The organism is Micromonospora sp. NBC_00617, from assembly GCF_045161355.1.
Classification (GTDB): Bacteria; Actinomycetota; Actinomycetes; order Mycobacteriales; family Micromonosporaceae; genus Micromonospora.
Genome location: NZ_CP107751.1, coordinates 14181 through 33916, shown reverse-complemented (window position 1 = coordinate 33916; position 19736 = coordinate 14181). Strand labels below are relative to the sequence as shown.

The following is a 19736-nucleotide window of genomic DNA, read 5'->3' as shown; positions in this document are numbered from 1 at the left end:
TCGGACGACTCGGCGCCTCACGGGCGGGGGCTGCCGCTGGACGGCACGCCCGGCAGCGGATCGGTCTGGGTCACCGGCGGCAGCGGCTGACCGGTGCTGGCCGGCTCGGTGTGGCCGTCCTGACGGGTCGGGGCGCTGTAGCCGCCAGGCGTCGGGGCGCTGTAGCCGCCAGGCGTCGGGTCGGTGTACGTCCCGGGGGTCGGGTCGAGGTAGCCGCCCGCCGGGGTGGTGTCCGCGGCCGTCTGGGGTGCCGGCGGCGGCGTGGGGATCACCGCGGTCTGCTCCGGGTCGTACGCCCCGTTGCCGCGGTAGCCCGCCGAGCCGTTGCCGAAGTGGTCGCCGGAGTCGGAGATGCCGCGGGTCAGGCGCCCGGCCAGCACACCGAGCACCGCCGCGCCGACCAGGAAGGTGCCCGGGCTGCGCCGCGCGTAGTCGCGTACCTCGTTGATCAGGTCGCCGGGCTCGCGCTCCTCCAGCCAGCCGGCCACACCGTGCACCCGGTCGGCGGCCTGGCGGGCCAGCTCGCTCACCGGACCGGCCTGGCCACCCTGCTCGGCCATCGTGCGCATCTCGTCGGCGATCGACCGCAGTCCGCCGGCGGCCCGGCGCTGCTGCTCACCGGTCTGGCTGGCGAGCTGGGTGCGGGCCTCGCCGTAGAGGTTGCGGGCCTGCCGGGCGGCCTCGCGGCCGACCTCGGCGCCCTGCTCCTTCGCGGTCTGGCCGACCGCGCCGCCAGCGTGCGCCGCCTCGGACCCGACGTGGCGGGCCTGCTCGCGGACGCCGCCGCCGTTGGTGGACTCGTGCCCGTACGTGGAAGACGTGGGTGACACTTCGTAAGTCATGATTTCCCTTCCGCTCGGAAAGTCATCGCGGTTGTGCTGGGGGGATGCGGCCGTGACGCCGTGGCCGCTGACAACTCACCTACCCTGCGTTTCGGCTTCCATACCTGTTCGTGCATTTCTCTGCGCGGCCGACCGGATCGACTTCAAAATGGAGGATCGTCGGGCTGCGTCACGTCGCCGCTGCGGACAGCGAGGTTCGCGGGACCGGCAGATCCACGAAAAGGGGGCAGGGATGGCACGAGACGCGCGAGGTGGCCGAGCTGCCGCCCCCCGACCCCGGGTGCAGGTGGTCGCGCTGGTCGTGGCCGGGGTCTTCCTGCTGATCGGAATCCTCGGCTTCATCCCCGGCATCACCACCGACTACGGCGAGCTGACCTTCGCCGGGCACCACTCGGCCGCCAAGCTGCTCGGGCTGTTCCAGGTGTCGATCCTGCACAACGCGCTGCACCTGCTGTTCGGGCTGGTGGGCCTGGTGCTGGCCCGCAGCATCGCCGGCGCCCGGCTCTTCCTGGCCGGCGGCGGCGCGATCTACCTGGCTCTCTGGCTGTACGGCCTGGCGATCGAGACGATCGACCCCGACGCCGGCGCGAACATCCTGCCGGTCAACGACGCCGACAACTGGCTGCACCTCGCCCTCGGCTTCGGCATGGTCGCGCTCGGGCTGCTGCTGTCCAACCAGGTGGGCACCGGTGGGCGCCTGGACGGCCCGATCGACCGGCCTTGACCTGTCGATTCACGTGTTTGACGGCGATTGCGGCGTGGGTAGGTGACCGGCTGAGAATCCGTGGAAGGGGTCGATGATGCCTCGCTGGATACGCGACAACGCGCTGACCGCCGCCATGCTGGGCGCGTTCGGAGTCTTCCTGGTCCTGCAGAGCGTCTTCGGCTGGCAGACCCACAACGAGGAGCTGACCGAGTTCGGCGCCGCCCCGCTGAGCTGGCCGGCGTACCTGACCAGTGGCCACTTCGCCGAGGCGGTCTTCGAGAACTGGGAGTCGGAGTTCCTCCAGATGGGCGGGTACGTGCTGCTCACCGCGTACCTGGTGCAGCGCGGCTCGGCCGAGTCGAAGCCGGTGGACCAGACCGACCGGCCGGAGGACGACGAGCGCCGCGCCACCGCCCGGTCACCGTGGCCGGTACGCGCCGGCGGCCTTCCGCTGGTGGTCTACCGCAACAGCCTCTCCCTCGCGCTGCTGCTGATCTTCGCCGGCTCGTTCGTCGGGCACCTGCTCGGCGGCACCGCCGCCTACAACGAAGAGCAGGCGTTGCAGAGCGGAGCGCCGCCGATCAGCGCGTGGGACTTCTTCGGCACCAGCGACTTCTGGTTCCAGTCGATGCAGAACTGGCAGAGTGAGTTCCTGGCGGTCGGCGCCCTGATCCTGCTGAGCATCGTCCTGCGTCAGCACGCGTCGCCGGAGTCGAAGCCGGTCACCGTCGCGCACGCCGAGACCGGCGCCTGAGCACCGCCGCGGCCGACCGGCCCGTCGCGGTCAGCCGGACCCGCCGCCGTCAGGCCGCGACCGGGAGCCGCTTGGCGAAACAGACGCTGTACGGGTTGCCGACGTACTCCCCGTACACCGGGACCGGTTCGTAGCCGCACGAGGTGTAGAGCCCGATCGCCGCCGGCAGGTACGTGCCGGTCTCCAGGCAGACCACCGTGTGCCCCTGCCGGAACGCGCACTCCTCCAACGCGGCGAGCAGTTGACGGGCGATGCCCCGACCCCGGTACGCAGGCCGGACGTACATCCGCTTCACCTCGCCGGTGACGGCGTCGAGCGACTGGAGCCCGCCGCAGGCGACCGCCCGACCGTGCACCACCACCGCCAGGTAGCGGATGTCGTCGTGGGTGACGGTGACCTGGCCGTCCAGCCCGCCGTCGGCCTCGCGCAGCTCACGCTGCTGGGCGACGACCAGGGCGGCGACCTCGGGATCGGTGGCGGGCCGCGACTCGATCAGCATCACCCCACGCTAGGCGGGGTGGATTTCGCGGAGGTTTCCGGCAGTCGTCCCGATCACGGAGAGCAACGGGCTACTCGGCGTCGTCGGAGTCCTCGATGTCCTCGACGTCGTCGTCGGACGAGTCCGCGCCCACCTCGTCCGCCGAGCGCACCCGGCGGGCCTTGCGCGCGGCGAGCCGCTCCGCCGCCGAGGCCCGGTTCGACTTCTCCTCCAGGCGGACGTCGGTGCCCCGGTTGCCGGGCACGAACTCCACACCCGCGTACAGCGTCGGCTGCCAGTCGAACTCGCGCTCGCCGATCCGGACCAGGTCACCGGGCTGGGCGCCGGCCTTGGCGAGCTTGTCCTCCACACCGAGCCGGGCCAGCCGGTCGGCGAGGTAACCGACGGCCTCGTCGTTGTCGAAGTTGGTCTGCTTGACCCACCGCTCCGGGCGTACGCCCCGGACGGTGAACGAGCCGTCGGCCTCGGCCGTGATGGTGAAGCCGGCGTCGTCCACGGCCATCGGCCGGATCACGATCCGGGTCGGTTCGGCCGGCGGAGCCGCCTTGCGCTCCGCCTCGACCAGCTCGGCCATCGCGTACGTCAGCTCCTTGAGCCCTTCGCGGGTGGCCGCGGAGACCTCGAACACGCGGTAGCCGCGCTCCTCCAGATCCGGGCGGACGATCTCGGCGAGGTCCCGACCGTCCGGCACGTCGACCTTGTTCACAGCCACCAGCCGTGGGCGGTCGGTCAGCCCGCCGTACTGGCTCAGCTCGGCCTCGATGGCGTCGATGTCGGCGACCGGGTCGCGGCCGGGTTCCAGGGTCGCCGAGTCGATGACGTGCACCAGCACCGCACAGCGCTCGATGTGCCGCAGGAACTCCAGGCCCAGGCCCTTACCGGTGGCCGCGCCCGGGATCAGGCCCGGCACGTCGGCGACGGTGAAGGTGTGGTTGTCCATCCGGACCACACCGAGGTTGGGCACGAGGGTGGTGAACGGGTAGTCGGCGATCTTCGGCTTCGCGGCGGAGATCACCGAGATCAGCGACGACTTACCGGCCGACGGGAAGCCCACCAGGCCCACGTCGGCGACGCTCTTCAGCTCCAGCACGATGTCCAGCTGGTCACCGGGCTCGCCCAGCTCGGCGAAGCCCGGAGCCTTGCGCTTGGCGTTGGCCAGCGAGGCGTTGCCGCGCCCGCCGCGCCCGCCGCGGGCCACCTCGAAGGTGGTGCCGGCGCCGACCATGTCGGCCAGCACGGTGCCGTCGGTGGTCTGGACCACCGTGCCGTTGGGCACCTTCAGCACCAGGTTGTGGCCGTTGGCCCCGTCCCGGTTCGATCCGGCGCCGCCCTTGCCGTTGTCGGCCTTGACGTGCGGGTGGAAGTGGAAGTCGAGCAGCGTGGTCACCTGCGGGTCGACCACCAGCGAGACGCTGCCGCCGTGCCCGCCGTTGCCGCCATCCGGCCCGCCGAAGGGCTTGAACTTCTCGCGGTGGATCGAGACACAACCGTGCCCACCATCGCCGGCCTGCAGATGCAGGACGACCCGGTCAACGAACGTCGCCACGGCGTCAATCCTTCCAGCGAGGGTCGACCCCGCACTTCGAAAAAGCGAAGCGGGCCGGGACCCGGAGGTCCGCGGCCCGCCCAGCGAAGAGAACTACTGCTGCGGAACGATGCTGACGGTCTTGCGACCGCGCTTGGTGCCGAACAGGACCGCACCGGCCGACAGCGCGAACAGCGTGTCGTCGCCGCCACGGCCGACCAGGTCACCGGGGTGGAACTTGGTGCCACGCTGCCGGATGAGGATCTCACCGGCGCTGACGACCTGACCACCGAAGCGCTTCACGCCGAGTCGCTGGGCCGCGGAGTCACGACCGTTACGCGAGCTGGACGCACCCTTTTTGTGAGCCATTGGAGGACGACCTACTTCCCGCTGGAGATGCCGGTCACCTTGACCTGGGTCAACGGCTGGCGGTGACCCTGGCGCTTGTGGTAGCCGGTCTTGTTCTTGAACTTGTGGATCCGGATCTTCGGGCCCTTGGTGTGCGCGGCGATTTCGCCGGACACCGCGACCTCGGCAAGCTTCGCCGCGTCGGTCACCAGGTCGTCACCGTCGACGAGGAGCACCGCGGTGAGCTTCACCGCGTCACCGGGGGCACCGGTGAGCTTCTCGACCTCGATCACGTCGCCCTCGGCGACCTTGTACTGCTTGCCGCCGGTCTTGACGATCGCGTACATCGGAGGCGGACTCCCTGTCGTTGAGGCTGCTGGCGGTCGTCCCCGCGGCGGCTCGCCGGGTAGCAGTGCACGGCGGCGCGGGCACACGGGAACTCGGCACACCAAAGGTGGGCCGCAGGCAAGAGTACGCCATTGCCGGCCCGGACCCCAAACCGGCCCGCCCTGGTCAGCGGGCGCAGAGCTGGTCGAGGCGCTGCTGGAGCCGGTCCAGCTCGGTCTCGTCGATCGACTCGACGTCCACGCCGAGTGCGGCGACCTCCGTGCCGAGGTCACTGAGCAGCGTCTTGAGCTGCGGATCGGTGGACCGCGCCGACTGCTCCCGCAGTGCGGCCCGCCAGCCGGCCAGCGCCGTCTGCGCCCTCGTGCGGGCCGCATCGGCGGTGGCGGTGTCCCCCGCACCCACCGCCGCGACCATCCGGCCCAACTCCGCCACGTACTCCCGGACGGCGGTGGCGCCGGCCTGCTGCGCCTCGGCGCAGACCTGCCGGCTGCCGCCCGCGACACCGCCACCCACCGGCGTACCGGTCGACCCGCCGGGAGCGCCCCCGGACCCGGCGGCCGGGCCGGAAGCCCTGGCGGTCGCGCCGGTCGGGCCCGCATCGACCGACCGGTCGGCGGAGCAGCCGGCTTCGACGGCGAGCACGGCTACCAGCACGGTGACGGCGAGCAGGCGACGCATCTTCTTCTCCCGACCGGGGGCCGACCACTCCCGGCCCGGGGTGACCGGAACGGCGAGGTCCCTCCCGGAGTCACATTGCCGGGAAAGGGACCTCGTCAAACACCGGGCCGGTCAGGGCCGTCAGGGGCGGGTCCGCCGGCGGGCGCCACCGCGGCGGGAGCGGCGACGCCCCGCGCCACCGGCCTCCTCGTCGATGTCACCGTCAGCGAGCGCGTCCGGGTCGTCCGCCGCGGCCAGCCGGGCCGACTCGCCCTGCAGGCTGTCGGACACCGCCGGCGCCGCCTCGGTCTCCGCCTCGTAGCGGGACAGGTCGTACCCCATGGTGTCCTGGTAGTCGGCGTCCGGTTCGACGCTGGTGTCGGTGTCGACGACCTCGACCACCGCGCGCTCGGCCGGGGCGCTCTTGCGCGCCCGGCGGCGCGGCGACGCGGTGCCGGCCTCGACGGCCGGAGCGGCCGGCGCCGACGAGGCGACCGCCTTGACCTTCTCCGCGGCCCCACCGGTACGCGGCTTCTCCGGCACCGGCTCGGTGTGGATGATGACGCCCCGACCCTTGCAGCACTCGCAGGTCTCGCTGAACGCCTCCAGCAGGCCCGCGCCGATCCGCTTACGGGTCATCTGCACCAGGCCGAGCGAGGTGATCTCGGTGACCTGGTGCTTGGTGCGGTCCCGGCCCAGGCACTCGGTGAGCCGGCGCAGCACCAGCTCCCGGTTCGACTCCAGCACCATGTCGATGAAGTCGATCACCACGATGCCACCGATGTCGCGCAGCCGGAGCTGGCGGACGATCTCCTCCGCCGCCTCCAGGTTGTTGCGGGTGACCGTCTCCTCCAGGTTGCCGCCGGAGCCGGTGTACTTGCCGGTGTTGACGTCGACGACCGTCATGGCCTCGGTCTTGTCGATCACCAGCGAGCCGCCCGAGGGCAGGAACACCTTGCGGTCCAGGCCCTTGATGATCTGCTCGTCGATCCGGTACTCGGCGAACACGTCGCTCGTGCCGACGTGCCGGCGCACCCGGTCGACCAGGTCCGGAGAGACGTGCGACAGGTACGACTCGACGATGCCGTACGACTGCTCGCCCTCGATGACCAGCTCGCGGAAGTCCTCGTTGAACAGGTCCCGGACCACCCGGATGACCAGGTCCGGCTCCTCGTAGAGCAGCACCGGGGCACCGCCCTCGGCGGCCTTGGCCTGGATGTCCTCCCACTGCGACTGGAGCCGCTTGACGTCGCGGGCCAGCTCGTCCTCGCTGGCGCCCTCGGCGGCGGTACGGACGATCACGCCGGCGCCGTCCGGGACCAGCTTCTTGAGCACGTCACGCAGCCGCTTGCGCTCGGTGTCCGGCAGCTTCCGGCTGATCCCGGACGCGTTGCCGTTGGGCACGTAGACCAGGTGCCGGCCGGAGAGAGCGATGTGGCTGGTCAGCCGGGCGCCCTTGTGCCCGATCGGGTCCTTGGTGACCTGCACCAGCACCGAGTCGCCGGAGCGCAGCGCCTGCTCGATCGAGCGGGCACGCCCCTCCAGCCCGGAGGTGTCCCAGTTGACCTCGCCGGCGTACAGCACCGCGTTGCGACCCCGGCCGACGTCGACGAACGCCGCCTCCATGCTGGGCAGCACGTTCTGCACCTTGCCCAGGTAGACGTTGCCGGCCATGGTGCCCGAGGAGTTGCGGGTGACGTAGTGCTCGACCAGCACGCCGTCCTCCAGGACGGCGATCTGGGTACGGTCACCGCGCTGCCGGACCGCCATCACCCGGTCGACCGCCTCCCGGCGGGCCAGGAACTCCGACTCGCTGAGGATCGGCGGCCGCGTACGCCGCTGCTCCCGACCGTCCCGGCGACGCTGGCGCTTGGCCTCCAGCCGGGTCGAGCCGGACACGCCCTGGACCTCGTCGACCGTGCGACGCGGCTCACGGATCTTGACCACGGTGGGCACGCCGTCGTCGGCGGCGCCCTCGGTGTCACCGGCGCCGCGACGGCGGCGACGACGGCGACGACGGGTCAACCCGTCCCCGCCCTCAGACTCCTCGTCCTCGTCCCCCTCGGCCTCGGCCTCGGCGGTCTCCTCCTCGTCGGCCTGCGCCGCCTCGTCGGACTCCTCGTCCTCGGCGTCGTCGGCGCCGCCCTTGCCCCGGCCCCGACCTCGGCGGCCACGCCGACGGCGGCGGCGCGCGGCCGCGCTGTCCTCGTCGTCCTCGTCCGCCTCAATGGCCTCGTCGGCCTCCTCGGTCGGCTCCTCCTCGGCCTCGATGACCTCGACCGGCTCCACCGGCTCGACGTCGCGGCGAGCGCGCCGCCGTCGGCGGGACGGCTCGGCCTCGACGGCCGGTTCCTCGGCCACCGGAGCGGGCTCCGCCGGCCGGGTCACCGGCACGGCGTCCGGCTGGGGTGCCATGAACAGCACGGTGGGTGCGGAGAGCGCGGCCCGCCGACGGCGGGTCCGCGGCTGCTCGGGCTCGATCACCTCGGCGGGCTCGATCGGTTCATCGGGCACGTTCGCCACGGCGACACCGGGCGCCACCTCGCCGGAGCGCTCCCGCGCGGCACCGAACGCCTGCTCGGCGACGGTTCCGCCCGGCGGGGTCTGCGCCTCGTTCAGCTCGGCTTCCGCCTGACGCAGGTCGGACTCCGCCGGCGGCTCAGCGGCGTCCTCCTCGACGGGCTCGTCGGCGGGGGGCTCGTCGGCGAGGGGCTCCTCGACGGCCGGCGGCTCCTCGACGGCGGGCGTTGCCTTCTTGCGCCGGGTGCGGGTCACCTTGACCGGAGGAACGACCTCGGGGGAGGCCAGCTCCGCGCTGGCGGCGACCAGCGGCTCCTCGGCGGTCGTCTCGACGGGGGCCGCCTTGCGCCGGCGTCGGGGGGTCTTCGGGGCGACGTCCAGGTCACCGGAGATCGGGGCGAAGACCTCCGCCTGCGGCGACTCGACGGCGCCGGCCCCGCCGGCGGACGCCTCGACGGGTGCCTCGGCCTGCTCCGGCTGGTTGAGCGGGGCGGCCCGACGCCGGGTGGCCCGCGCCCGCCGGGGCGGCGCGGCAGGCTCGGCGTTCTGGGCGCCCGCCTGCTCCACGCCGGCGGCGCCCTCGGTGGTGGTGCTCTGGTCAGCGGTGTCGCCGGCCGGCTGTGAACCGGTCCGTTCGCCGCCCTCGGGCTCGTTCTCGAGCATGGACGTTCTCCAGTTCTGGCTGCCCCGGGCGCGGGTGAGCGCTGCCACGCAGGGTCGCCGCAAAAGTGTTTCCGCCGGGCGCGCGTGGTGCGCGACCGCCGAAGTCTGCCTGCAAGAGCGCTGACCGTCGGTCAGTGCCCAACGATGGCTGCCCCGCCGCGGTCCGCATCCAACGGATCCACGATCGCACCCTGCGCGGTCAGCGTGCCCTGAGCCAGCCGGGTCACCCTCGGCGAGACCGGCGGCTCCAGGTCGGCCACCACGCGGAGGCCGGAAAGGACGTCATCGGGCCGAACGGACGGGGTGACCTGCCGCACGACCAGTTCGAGTATCGCACACGGTACGGCCGGCGCCCCGGAAGGCGTCTGCGTCGGGGGGAGGACATCGATCGACATAACCGCCGCACGGGCGTCGAAGGTGCGTCGCCCCTGCTTGGTCATCCGCTCGACCAGCACCTCGTCCGCGGCGGTGAAGGCGTCCACGGCGGCGCGCAGTGTCTCCGTGTCGACCTCGGGCAACTCGATGTGCCAGTGCGACGCCTCGATGCGGTCCGCCAGGCTGCCACCGTCGGCGATCACCACCTCCAGCACGTCCAGCCCGGGTGAGAGCGCGGCGTCGAGCGCGGCGCGCAGCGCCTCCGGTTCGACCGGCGCCTGGAGGCCGATCTCCAGGTACTCCGCCTCGCTCGCCACCCCGGTGGGCGCGGCGCTGGCGTAGGAGATCTTGGGGTGTGGGGTGAAGCCCTGGGAAAACGCGATCGGTACGGCGGCACGGCGCAGCGCACGCTCGAACGCCCGGGCGAAGTCCCGGTGCGAGGTGAACCGCAGCGGCCCGCGCTTGGCGTACCGGATGCGGGCGCGCTGAACGACCGGCGCCTGCCCACCCTCCGGCTGGTTTCTCTTACTGATCGTCTCGCTCCTCGGAACTCAGCACCGGTTGATCATGAAGTTATCGTCGGCGACACACTGTGTTCTCCGGGCAATAACTTCATGATCAACGCGGGCGACGGGCGGGGCCGGGAGGGCCGGGGGTCAGGGCGTGGGGGTTTTCAGGCCCTTGATCGGCGTCAGGGGCAGGAGCTTCTTGCCGGTGGGGCCGATCTGGATCTCGGTGTCCATCGAGGGACAGACGCCGCAGTCGAAGCACGGGGTCCACCGGCAGTCGTCCTGCTCGAACTCGCTCAGCGAATCCTGCCAGTCCTGCCAGAGCCAGTCCTTGTCCAGGCCCGAGTCCAGGTGGTCCCAGGGAAGGACCTCCAGCTCGTCGCGCTGGCGGGTGGTGTACCAGTCGAGATCCACCCCGAACGCGGGCAGCGTCTCGGCCGCCGCGTCCACCCAGCGCTGGTACGAGAAGTGCTCGCTCCACCCGTCGAACCGGCCGCCGTTCTCCCAGACCTTGCGGATCACCGAGCCGACCCGACGGTCGCCCCGGGACAGCAGGCCCTCGATCAGCGACGGCTCGCCGTCGTGGTAGCGGTAGCCGATGGCCCGGCCCAGCGAGCGGTCCGAGTTGATCGCCTGCTTGAGGATCTTGAGCCGGTGGTCGATGACCTCCGGCCGCTCCATGGCGGCCCACTGGAACGGGGTGTGCGGCTTCGGCACGAACCCGCCGATCGACACCGTGCAGCGGATGTCCTTCGAGCCCGTCGCGGCCCGACCGGCCTTGATCACCTCGTGGGCCATGTCGGCGATCTCGAGGACGTCCTCGTCGGTCTCGGTGGGCAGGCCGCACATGAAGTAGAGCTTCACCTGGCGCCAACCGTTGCTGTACGCGGTGACGACCGTCCGGATCAGGTCTTCCTTCGACACCATCTTGTTGATGACCTTGCGGATCCGCTCCGACCCGCCCTCCGGGGCGAAGGTGAGACCGGTACGCCGCCCGTTGCGGGACAACTCCTGTGCGAGGTCGATGTTGAAGGCGTCGACCCGGGTCGACGGCAGCGACAGCGACACGTTGGTGCCCTCGTACTGCTGGGCCAGGCCCGAGCACATGTCGCCGATCTCCGAGTGGTCCGCCGAGGAGAGCGACAGCAGACCGACCTCGGAGAAGCCGGAGAACTCCAGGCCCTCGCGCACCATCTGCCCGACGGTGGTGATCGACCGCTCGCGCACCGGACGGGTGATCATGCCCGCCTGGCAGAACCGGCAGCCCCGGGTGCAGCCCCGGAAGATCTCCACCGCGTACCGCTCGTGCACCGTCTCGGCGAGCGGGACGAGAGGCTTCTTCGGGTACGGCCACGCGTCCAGGTCCATCGTCGTGCGCTTGTGCACCCGGAACGGCACGTCCGCCCGGTTCGGCACGACCCGCTGGATCCGCCCGTCGGGGAGGTAGTCGACGTCGTAGAAGCGCGGCACGTACACGCTCTCGGTGCGGGCCAGCCGCAGCAGCAACTCGTCGCGGCCACCCGGGGAGCCCTCGGCCTTCCACTCCCGGACGATCGCGGTGATCTCCAGGACCGCCTCCTCGCCGTCGCCGAGCACGGCGGCGTCGATGAAGTCGGCGATCGGCTCCGGGTTGAAGGCGGCGTGCCCACCGGCCACGATCACCGGGTCGGCGTCGGTGCGGTCGGCGGCCAGCAGCGGGATGCCGGCCAGGTCGATCGCGGTGAGCATGTTGGTGTAGCCCAGCTCGGTGGAGAAGGAGATGCCGAAGACGTCGAAATCGCGCACCGGCCGGTGGGCGTCGACGGTGAACTGCGGCACGCCGTGCGTGCGCATCAGGTTCTCCAGGTCGGGCCAGACCGCGTACGTCCGCTCGGCGAGGGTGTCGGGCAGCTCGTTGAGCACCTCGTAGAGGATCTGCACACCCTGGTTGGGCAGGCCCACCTCGTACGCGTCGGGGTACATGAGCGCCCAGCGCACCGTCGCCGCGTCCCAGTCCTTGACCACCGCGCCCAGCTCACCGCCGACGTACTGGATGGGCTTGGAGACCTGAGGGAGCAGCGGCTCGAGCCGGGGCCAGACGGAATTGGTCGCGGCCGCGCGCGGCGTCGTGGACGGGGCACTCATGATGCCCAAGGGTACGCGCCCTCCCGTCGGTGACCACGCGCACGCCACGATGCCGCCCGACCAACCACCTGTGCACGCGCTCCGCCTCGATGCCCGCGCGGCGGTGGTGGCGACGCGGTACTAACCTCGGACCGGCGCGAGAGGAGATTGCCGCGATGCCGGAGCCCCAGCCGGAAGCACGGCCGGCCGACGGGCGCACCCCGGGCCCGGAGCCGGACGACGCTTCGGCGGTCGCCGACGAGTCGACCTCCCCACCCGTACCGCCGGATCACCCCGCCGCCCCCGACCAGTCGGAACCCACGGCCCAGGAGCCCACGGCCCAGCCGGAACCGACGGCCCAGGAGCCCGCAGCCCAGCCCGAGCCGACGGCCCAGGAGCCCGCAGCCCAGCCCGAGCCGACGGCCCAGGAGCCCGGGGCCCAGCAGGCTGCGTCCGCGGACTCCCCCGCCGCGCCCACGGTGGCTCCCGCGCCCCGGTGGAGTGGGTCCGCGCCGGTCCCTCCCCCGCTGCCGCGCAGGCGTGCCTGGGGTGAGTCGGCCGAGCCGACCCCGCCGCCGCCCCTGCCCGAGCAGCCACCCGAGCACCGCACCCCGGTCGACCCGTGGGCCGGGGTGGACACCGGCGGCTGGGACCTGCCCTCCGCCGAACTGCCTCCGCTGCCCCCGACGTTGGACTACCCGGTGCCCCCGTCGACCCGGCAGTGGTCCGGGCCGCCTGCACCGCCGGTCGGGATGCACCCGGTGTCGCCGCCACCCGCCCACCCAACGTCGCCCGCCTACCCGGCGGCACCCGCCCACTCGGCGCCACCCGCCCGGCCGGCCCTGCCGGCGCAGCGCGGCACGGCCCGACCCGCCGCGCCGGTGCGGCCCGCTCGGGTGCCGAAGCAGCGGCGGGGACGGCGGTCGGCCACGCCACCGCCGGTGACGCCACCACCCGGCTGGGAGGCCCCGAAGGGGTACGTGCCGGTCCCGGTCCGCCGCCGGCGTCGCTGGCCGTGGCTGCTGCTGCTCACCCTGGCCTGCTGCTGCGGATGTCCCGCCTACTACGGCCTGCCGATTTCGTCTCAGTACCCGGCCCGCGCCGCGCTGCCCGAGCAGGTCGCCGACCTGAGCCTGCGTCAGGACGACGGCAGCGCCGCGACCTCCCGACAGCTGGAGAACGAGGTGCGCCAGGAGCACTGGCTGGCCGAGGACACCTTTGCCGGCGTCTACGTCACGGGGGACGGCAAGCGGGTGACGGTCTTCGGCGGCACCGGCTTCCGGCTGAACCCGGAGGCGGACGCGGACGCGGAGATCACCCGGCTCAGTGAGCGCTACGCGCTGGAGGCGCCCGAGACGGTGCGGACCGGCGTACGAGGTCGGCACGAGCGTTGCGCGATCGGCCGGCCGTCCGACGGCGACGTCGTGGTGTGCACCTCGGTCGACCACGGCAGCATCGCCACCGGGGTGTTCACCCGGCTCTCCATCTCCGACAGCGCGACTCTGCTGGACACCCTGCGCGGCCAGATCGTTCAGCCCGAGCGGGGCTGAGCCGCGCAGCGGCCAATGGAGCGACGCCGCACCGTCGACGGCGGGGCCGGGCCGGCCGGCGGTTCGCGGGCCCTGGGTGGGTCGGCGGAAGCCCGTGCACCCGGCTGCCCGTCACGCCCCGTGACGTCGCGCGGACGAAGCGGGCCGGAGAGCGGTATTCCTGTGAGTCATCTTTATGACTCACAGGAATACCGCTTCGAGGAGTAAGTGCCTCGACGACGGGTCCGCCGTCGGCGGCCAGACGCCCGCGAAGGAACCGAGGCCACGGCCCGACGCGGATCAGGCGTCGCGGATCAGGCGCCCCAAGTTAGGCGTCGCGGGTCGGGTCCGGGTGGGCGCGCGGTGGGGCGTAGCGCGGGACGTACTCCTGGCCGGTGAGCTTCTGGATCTCGCTCATCAGCTCGTCGGTCATCTGGCGCAGCGAGGTGCGGTCGTCCGGGCGACCGGTGAAGTCCAGCGGCTTGCCGAACCGGACGGTGATCTTGGCGCTGCCGGGGCGGGGCACCCGGGCGCCGATCGGCTGGGCCTTGTCCGTGCCGATCGTGCCGACCGGGATGATCGGCACACCAGCGGAGATCGCCAGCCGGGCCGCCCCGGTCCGCCCCCGGTAGAGCTTGCCGTCCGGGGAGCGGGTGCCCTCCGGGTAGACCACCACCAGATCACCACCCTGCAACGCCGGGATGGCGGCGTCGAACGCGGACAGCGCGGCCCGCCCACCGGCCCGCTCGACCGGGATCGCACCCAGACCGGTGAGGACGAACTTCGAGAACGCGCCCTTCACGCCGGCGCCCTTGAAGTACTCCGACTTGGCCCAGAACGCCAGGTGCCGGGGCACCACCGTGCCGAGGAACAGCTCGTCGGCCACCGAGAGATGGTTGCCGGCGAAGATCGCGCCGCCGGTCTCCGGCACGTGTTCCAGACCCTCCACGGTCGGGCGGAACGCCAACCGCAGCGTGGGCGCCACGGTGAGCTTGCCGATGGTGTAGAGCAGGGGCACTGGTCCTCCGGCAGATAAGGTGCGAGCAGGCGGTGTCACGGTAGCGGACGCCTCCACACCTCCCGGACGGAGGTGGGGAGGCGTCCGCACCCGCGCGCTACGCCCGGCGGACGGTGACCGTCACCCGCTCACCCTCGCCCACCTCGCCGGCGAAACCGTCGAGGCCCTCGGCGAAGTCGATCGAGTCGGCCAGCACCTCACCAGCGACGAAATCGACGTACGCGCTCACCGCCGCGCGCACCTCCTCGGACGCCGACACCGACACCACGATCCGGTCGGAGACATCCAGGTCGGCGTCGCGGCGGGCCTGCTGCACCACCCGCACCACGTCGCGGGCCAGGCCCTCGGCGGCCAACTCCGGGGTGACCTCGGTGACCAGCACGACCACGCCCTCGCCGCCGGGCAGCGGCGCGGAGTGCTCGGCGTCGGCCGCGACGAGACGCAGCTCGTACTCGCCCTCGGCCAGGGTGACGCCGGCGGCCACCGGAGCGCCGTCGACCAGCTCCCAGTCGCCGGTCTTGACCGCCTTGATCACCTGCTGGACCTGCTTGCCGACGCGCGGGCCGAGCGCCCGGGGCACCACGGTCAGCACCTGCTGGCAGTACTCGGACAGGTCCGCGCTGAACTCCACGGCCTTGACGTTCACCTCGTCAGTGATCAGGTCGGTGAACGGTCGCAGCTGCTCCGCCGCCGGCGAGGCCACGGTCAGCTTCGACAGCGGCAGCCGCACCCGCAGCCCCTTGGCCTTGCGCAGCGACAGCGCCGCCGAGGCGACCGCCCGCACGTTGTCCATCGCCGCCACCAGGTCGTGGTCGGCCGGGAACTCCTCCGCCGAGGGCCAGTCGGTCAGGTGCACCGAGCGCTCCCCGGTCAGCCCGCGCCAGATCTCCTCCGCGGTCAGCGGCGCCAGCGGCGCCACCACCCGGCAGAGCGTCTCCAGCACGGTCGACAGGGTGTCGAACGCGTTGGCGTCGCCGGACCAGAAGCGGTCCCGCGAGCGGCGCACGTACCAGTTGGTCAGCGCGTCCAGGTAGGACCGCACGGTGGCACAGGCGCCGGAGATGTCGTACGCGTCCATCTGCGCGCTGACCGTCGACACCAGTTCGTTGGTCTTCGCCAGGATGTACCTGTCGAGCAGGTGCGTCGAGTCGGTGCGCCGCCGCGCCTGGTACCCGTCCGCGTTGGCGTAGAGCGAGAAGAAGTACCAGACGTTCCACAGCGGCAGCAGCACCTGCCGCACGGCGTCACGGATCAGCGTCTCGGTGACCGCCATGTCCCCACCGCGCAACACCGGCGAGGACATCAGCATCCAGCGCATCGCGTCCGACCCGTACGAGTCGAACACGTGGTAGACGTCCGGGTAGTTGCGCAGGCTCTTGGACATCTTGCGCCCGTCCGAGCCGAGCAGGATGCCGTGGCTCAGGCAGTTGCGGAACGCCGGCCGGTCGAACAGCGCGGTGGCCAGCACGTGCATGGTGTAGAACCAGCCGCGGGTCTGCCCGATGTACTCGACGATGAAGTCACCCGGGTAGTGGTGCTCGAACCAGTCCGCGTTCTCGAACGGGTAGTGCACCTGGGCGAACGGCATCGACCCGGACTCGAACCAGCAGTCCAGCACCTCCGGCACCCGGCGCATCATCGACTGACCGGTCGGGTCGTCCGGGTTGGGGCGGACCAGGTCGTCCACCGCCGGCCGGTGCAGGTCGCTCAGGCGTACGCCGAAGTCGCGCTCGATGTCGGCCAGGGAGCCGTAGACGTCGAGGCGCGGGTAGTTCGGGTCGTCGGACTTCCACACCGGGATCGGCGAGCCCCAGAACCGGTTCCGGCTGATCGACCAGTCGCGGGCGTTCGCCAGCCACTTGCCGAACGAGCCGTCCTTGATGTGGCCGGGCGTCCAGTTGATCTCCTGGTTCAGCTCGACCATCCGGTCCTTGAACTTCGTCACGGCGACGAACCACGACGACACCGCCTTGTAGACCAGCGGGGTGTCGCAGCGCCAGCAGTGCGGGTACGAGTGGGTGTAGGTGTCCTGCTTGAGCACCACCCCCCGGTCCTTCAGCTCCCGGATCACCGGCTTGTTGACGTCGAAGACCTGCTCACCGGTGTACGGCGGGACCAGCGCGGTGAACCGGGTGTGGTCGTCGACCGTGACGATGGTGGGGATGCCGGCGGCGTTGCAGACGTTCTGGTCGTCCTCACCGAACGCCGGGGCGAGGTGCACGATCCCGGTGCCGTCCTCGGTGGTGACGAACTCCGCGCCGAGCACCTGGTAGGCGTTCTCGCCGGCCTGCTCGACGAGGAAGTCGAACAGGGGTGTGTAGCGGCGCCCGACCAGGTCCCGGCCGTACACCGTGCCTACCTGCTCGTAGCCGTCCAGTTCCTTGGCGTACGCGGCCAGCCGCGCGGCACCCACGACGTAGCGGTCCCCGTCGCGCTCCAGGACCGCGTACTCGATGTCGGGCCCGACGGCGAGCGCCAGGTTCGACGGCAGGGTCCACGGCGTGGTCGTCCAGACGCCCAGCTTGACCGGCCCGCGCAGCAGCTCCGGGGCGGACTCGTCGGCGGTCAGCCCGAACCACACCGACAGGGTGGGGTCGTGCCGGTCCCGGTAGACGTCGTCCATCCGGGTCTCGGTGTTCGACAGCGGCGTCTCGCAACGCCAGCAGTACGCCAGCACCCGGAAACCCTCGTAGATCAGACCCTTCTCGTGCAGGGTCTTGAAGGCCCACATGACGCTTTCCATGTAGTCCAGGTCGAGGGTCTTGTAGTCGTTGGCGAAGTCGACCCAGCGGGCCTGCCGGTTGATGTACCGCTCCCAGTCCTGGGTGAACTCCAGCACCGACGTGCGGCAGGCCTCGTTGAACCGGGCCACGCCCAGGTCGATGATCTCCGCCTTGCTGGTGATGCCGAGCTGCTTCTCGGCCACCACCTCGGCGGGCAGGCCGTGGCAGTCCCAGCCGAAGCGCCGCTCGACGTGCCGCCCGCGCATGGTCTGGTAGCGGGGCACCACGTCCTTGACGTACCCGGTGAACAGGTGGCCGTAGTGCGGCAGGCCGTTGGCGAACGGCGGGCCGTCGTAGAAGACGTACTCGTTCTTGCCGTCGTCGCCGGCCGGGCGGGCCTCGACGGACGCCTCGAAGGTCTTGTCGGCCGTCCAGTGCTCCAGCACCCGGCGCTCGACCGCGGGCAGGTCCGGGCTCGCCGGGACACCGGCGGCGGTCGGGTCGTGCAACGGATAGGCCATCGGGGGTCGCTCTCCTCGCGCAGCTCACTCAACGTGGGTCTGCGAGGACGAACCTTCCGGGGTACGCCTGAGACGGCGCTCCCGGGTGGCCCGCGGTACCACCCCGCTTGGCGGTCAGGATCGACCGCCCGCTCATTTGCCGGCTGTGACGGGCCGCACCCGTCCGGTTCTACTGGGCCGGTTGCCCGGCTGTTCTTCCGGAGGCTCACCGGTGATGGCCGGGTCATCGCCTTACGGTGCTCAACGATACAAGACCCACCCCAACCCCCGCCCCCGAGTAACGCCCCCACCCCAGGCCCCCACCCCGGTGATCATGAAGTTATTGCCGCCCGGCACGGCGTGTCGTGGCAATAACTTCATGATCAACCCGGGGAGGGGCGGGGGTCAGGGGGCGGGGAGGGTGGTGTTCCAGAGGGAGGCGCCGTCGCGGTCGCGCAGGTGAACCGTCAGGGCCGCCGACCCGCCGTCGATCGACACCTCGCCGAAGTGCTGAAAGCCCTCGGCCGGCGAGGTGTTGGCGCGCGGCGGGGCGTGCACGAAGACCGCCTGCGGGCCGAACGTGCCGTCCAGGGCGTTCGGGCCGAACGCGCCGGCGTGCGCCGGGCCGGAGACGAACTCCCAGAACGGGGTGAAGTCGCCGACCGCCGCCCGGGACGGGTCGTAGTGGTGCGCGGCGGAGTAGTGCACGTCGGCGGTGAGGAAGACCATGCCGGTCACCTGAGCCCGGTGGGTGGCCCGCAGCACCTCGGCGAACTCCAGCTCACGACCGAGCGGCGCACCGGGGTCGCCCTGCGCGACACCCTCCTGCGCACCCGGCCCGTCCGGCACCACGACCCCGATCGGCAGGTCGTTGGCGATCACCTTCCAGGTCGCCGTGGAGCGCTTCAGCTCCCGGATCAGCCACTCCCGCTGCTCGCGACCGAGCAGACCGCGCTTCGGGTCGGCGTACGTGTTGCCGTCGTTGGGGTCCTTGTGGGTGCGCATGTCGAGCACGAATACATCCAGCAGCGGCCCGTACGGGATCCGCCGGTACAGCGGCCCGTCGTCCGGCACGGGCAGCCACTCGTGGAACGCCTGACTCGCCCGCGCGGCGAGCACGTCGACCCGCTGCTCGGTGTAGCGCGGGTCGTCCAGAATCTCCCCCGGGTACCAGTTGTTGAGGACCTCGTGGTCGTCCCACTGGTTGATCTGCGGTACCGCCGCGGCGAACTCCCGCAGGTGCGCGTCGAGCAGGTTGTAGGCGAACTGTCCCCGGTACTCGGTCAGCGTCTCGGCGACCTTGCTCTTCTCGGGGGTCACCAGGTTGCGCCAGATCCGCCCGTCGGGCAACGTCACCGACTCGACCAGCGGCCCGTCGGCGTACACGGTGTCGCCGCTGCACAGGTAGAAGTCCGGACGGGTCTCCCGCATCGCGCGGAAGATCGACAGTCCGCCGTAGTTGGGGTCGATCCCCCAGCCCTGCCCGACGATGTCCCCGGTCCACACGAACGACACGTCGCGCCGCCGGTGCCGGCCCGGCGCGGTGGTCAGCGTTCCGGTCAGCGGCTCGCTGACCACCCCGTGCCGCTCCAGGCCCTCCACCCGGACCCGGTAGTGCAGCCGCTCGGCGTCCGGCAGGCCCCGCAGCCGCACCTTGCCGGTGAAGTCCCCGTTCGGGCCGAGCACCGGGCCCCGCAGCTGCCGGGCGCCCCGGAAGTCGGGCCGCCGGCTCACCTCGACCAGCATCCGGCCCGGGCGGTCGGCCCGCGTCCAGACCAGCGCCGAGTCGGCGGTCACGTCGCCGCTCTGCACGCCGTGGGTGAGCACGGGACGTCCCGCCGGGCGCCAGGCCGGGGCGGCGTTCGCGCCGGCGCCGCCCAGCAGCGCGCCGCCGGCGACTCCGGCCCCGGCCACCACACCGGCCCGCAGCAGGGTACGTCGATCAAGCTCGGTCATGCTTCCTCCCGGTCATCGGTTGACCCCGTCGGTCTACCGGGCGGAGATGACCGCGATCGGCGGCCCGGATGACCGGCGCCCGAACGCCTGTTGTCTGGCCGGAACGCCTCCGGCCGGGCCACCAAGCGTGACCGGGGTCACCACGACGGTTGTCACGGCAC

General features: G+C 71.9%; 15 protein-coding genes. 3 read left to right on the top strand and 12 right to left on the bottom strand.

From position 1 onward, the window contains the following. Window positions 1-17: 17 nt before the first annotated feature. Window positions 18-842: a hypothetical protein gene (locus OG505_RS00130; protein ID WP_405430107.1), complete on the bottom strand. Its 825-nt coding sequence runs from the start codon at window positions 840-842 to the stop codon at window positions 18-20. Window positions 843-1074: 232 nt separating this feature from the next. On the opposite strand from OG505_RS00130, the gene OG505_RS00125 reads away from it, so the two are divergent. Both OG505_RS00125 and OG505_RS00120 read left to right on the top strand, forming a co-directional pair. Beyond that, window positions 1075-1566, top strand: a complete 492-nt coding sequence (locus tag OG505_RS00125; protein ID WP_405430106.1) for a DUF4383 domain-containing protein — start codon at window positions 1075-1077, stop codon at window positions 1564-1566. 73 nt (window positions 1567-1639) lie between these two features. Further along, entirely contained in the window at window positions 1640-2302 is a 663-nt protein-coding gene (locus OG505_RS00120; protein WP_405430104.1) for a DUF6766 family protein, read from the top strand. A 49-nt stretch (window positions 2303-2351) separates the two neighbouring features. On the opposite strand, the gene OG505_RS00115 is transcribed toward OG505_RS00120, so the two are convergent. From OG505_RS00115 to OG505_RS00080, 8 genes are all read right to left on the bottom strand, one after another. Continuing rightward, on the bottom strand, window positions 2352-2801 hold the full coding sequence (locus tag OG505_RS00115; protein WP_405430103.1) for a GNAT family N-acetyltransferase: 450 nt from the start codon (window positions 2799-2801) through the stop codon (window positions 2352-2354). A 70-nt stretch (window positions 2802-2871) separates the two neighbouring features. Next, window positions 2872-4347: a GTPase ObgE gene (obgE, locus tag OG505_RS00110; RefSeq protein WP_405430102.1), complete on the bottom strand. Its 1476-nt coding sequence runs from the start codon at window positions 4345-4347 to the stop codon at window positions 2872-2874. 93 nt (window positions 4348-4440) lie between these two features. After that, a complete protein-coding gene (rpmA, locus tag OG505_RS00105; RefSeq protein WP_074313740.1) occupies window positions 4441-4695 on the bottom strand; it encodes a 50S ribosomal protein L27 in 255 nt (84 codons plus the stop codon). A gap of 11 nt (window positions 4696-4706) precedes the next feature. Further along, the gene (gene rplU / locus OG505_RS00100) at window positions 4707-5021 is read right to left on the bottom strand and encodes a 50S ribosomal protein L21 (RefSeq protein WP_007464063.1); all 315 of its coding nucleotides are present in this window, start codon (window positions 5019-5021) and stop codon (window positions 4707-4709) included. Window positions 5022-5187: 166 nt separating this feature from the next. Further along, complete coding sequence (locus OG505_RS00095) at window positions 5188-5700, bottom strand: hypothetical protein (protein WP_405430101.1); 513 nt, start codon at window positions 5698-5700, stop codon at window positions 5188-5190. 120 nt (window positions 5701-5820) lie between these two features. Then, a complete protein-coding gene (locus OG505_RS00090) occupies window positions 5821-8862 on the bottom strand; it encodes an Rne/Rng family ribonuclease (protein ID WP_405430100.1) in 3042 nt (1013 codons plus the stop codon). Between the two features lie 131 nt (window positions 8863-8993). Beyond that, window positions 8994-9713 (bottom strand): TIGR03936 family radical SAM-associated protein, encoded by a 720-nt coding sequence (locus OG505_RS00085; RefSeq protein ID WP_405434308.1) that lies wholly within the window; start codon window positions 9711-9713, stop codon window positions 8994-8996. A gap of 180 nt (window positions 9714-9893) precedes the next feature. Continuing rightward, the gene (locus OG505_RS00080) at window positions 9894-11870 is read right to left on the bottom strand and encodes a TIGR03960 family B12-binding radical SAM protein (protein ID WP_405430098.1); all 1977 of its coding nucleotides are present in this window, start codon (window positions 11868-11870) and stop codon (window positions 9894-9896) included. 155 nt (window positions 11871-12025) lie between these two features. Here OG505_RS00080 and OG505_RS00075 point away from each other — a divergent pair, with 155 nt between their 5' ends. Then, window positions 12026-13399, top strand: coding sequence for a hypothetical protein (locus tag OG505_RS00075; RefSeq protein ID WP_405430097.1), 1374 nt, complete (start codon window positions 12026-12028; stop codon window positions 13397-13399). Between the two features lie 307 nt (window positions 13400-13706). On the opposite strand, the gene OG505_RS00070 is transcribed toward OG505_RS00075, so the two are convergent. The 3 genes from OG505_RS00070 to OG505_RS00060 form a co-directional block, all read right to left on the bottom strand. Continuing rightward, window positions 13707-14396, bottom strand: a complete 690-nt coding sequence (locus OG505_RS00070; RefSeq protein ID WP_405430096.1) for a lysophospholipid acyltransferase family protein — start codon at window positions 14394-14396, stop codon at window positions 13707-13709. 97 nt (window positions 14397-14493) lie between these two features. Continuing rightward, a complete protein-coding gene (gene ileS / locus OG505_RS00065) occupies window positions 14494-17640 on the bottom strand; it encodes an isoleucine--tRNA ligase (RefSeq protein WP_405430094.1) in 3147 nt (1048 codons plus the stop codon). A gap of 384 nt (window positions 17641-18024) precedes the next feature. After that, a complete protein-coding gene (locus OG505_RS00060) occupies window positions 18025-19575 on the bottom strand; it encodes an alkaline phosphatase D family protein (protein ID WP_405430093.1) in 1551 nt (516 codons plus the stop codon). Window positions 19576-19736 lie beyond the last annotated feature (161 nt).

Excerpts from the sequence above, each read along its gene's own strand:
- OG505_RS00080 (WP_405430098.1), bottom strand. The coding sequence starts at position 11,870 with ATGAGTGCCCCGTCCACGACGCCGCGCGCGGCCGCGACCAATTCCGTC.
- OG505_RS00120 (WP_405430104.1), top strand. The coding sequence starts at position 1,640 with ATGATGCCTCGCTGGATACGCGACAACGCGCTGACCGCCGCCATGCTG.
- rpmA (WP_074313740.1), bottom strand. The coding sequence starts at position 4,695 with ATGGCTCACAAAAAGGGTGCGTCCAGCTCGCGTAACGGTCGTGACTCC.
- ileS (WP_405430094.1), bottom strand. The coding sequence starts at position 17,640 with ATGGCCTATCCGTTGCACGACCCGACCGCCGCCGGTGTCCCGGCGAGC.
- rplU (WP_007464063.1), bottom strand. The coding sequence starts at position 5,021 with ATGTACGCGATCGTCAAGACCGGCGGCAAGCAGTACAAGGTCGCCGAG.
- OG505_RS00125 (WP_405430106.1), top strand. The coding sequence starts at position 1,075 with ATGGCACGAGACGCGCGAGGTGGCCGAGCTGCCGCCCCCCGACCCCGG.
- OG505_RS00130 (WP_405430107.1), bottom strand. The coding sequence starts at position 842 with ATGACTTACGAAGTGTCACCCACGTCTTCCACGTACGGGCACGAGTCC.
- OG505_RS00095 (WP_405430101.1), bottom strand. The coding sequence starts at position 5,700 with ATGCGTCGCCTGCTCGCCGTCACCGTGCTGGTAGCCGTGCTCGCCGTC.
- OG505_RS00115 (WP_405430103.1), bottom strand. The coding sequence starts at position 2,801 with ATGCTGATCGAGTCGCGGCCCGCCACCGATCCCGAGGTCGCCGCCCTG.
- OG505_RS00090 (WP_405430100.1), bottom strand. The coding sequence starts at position 8,862 with ATGCTCGAGAACGAGCCCGAGGGCGGCGAACGGACCGGTTCACAGCCG.
- OG505_RS00060 (WP_405430093.1), bottom strand. The coding sequence starts at position 19,575 with ATGACCGAGCTTGATCGACGTACCCTGCTGCGGGCCGGTGTGGTGGCC.
- OG505_RS00075 (WP_405430097.1), top strand. The coding sequence starts at position 12,026 with ATGCCGGAGCCCCAGCCGGAAGCACGGCCGGCCGACGGGCGCACCCCG.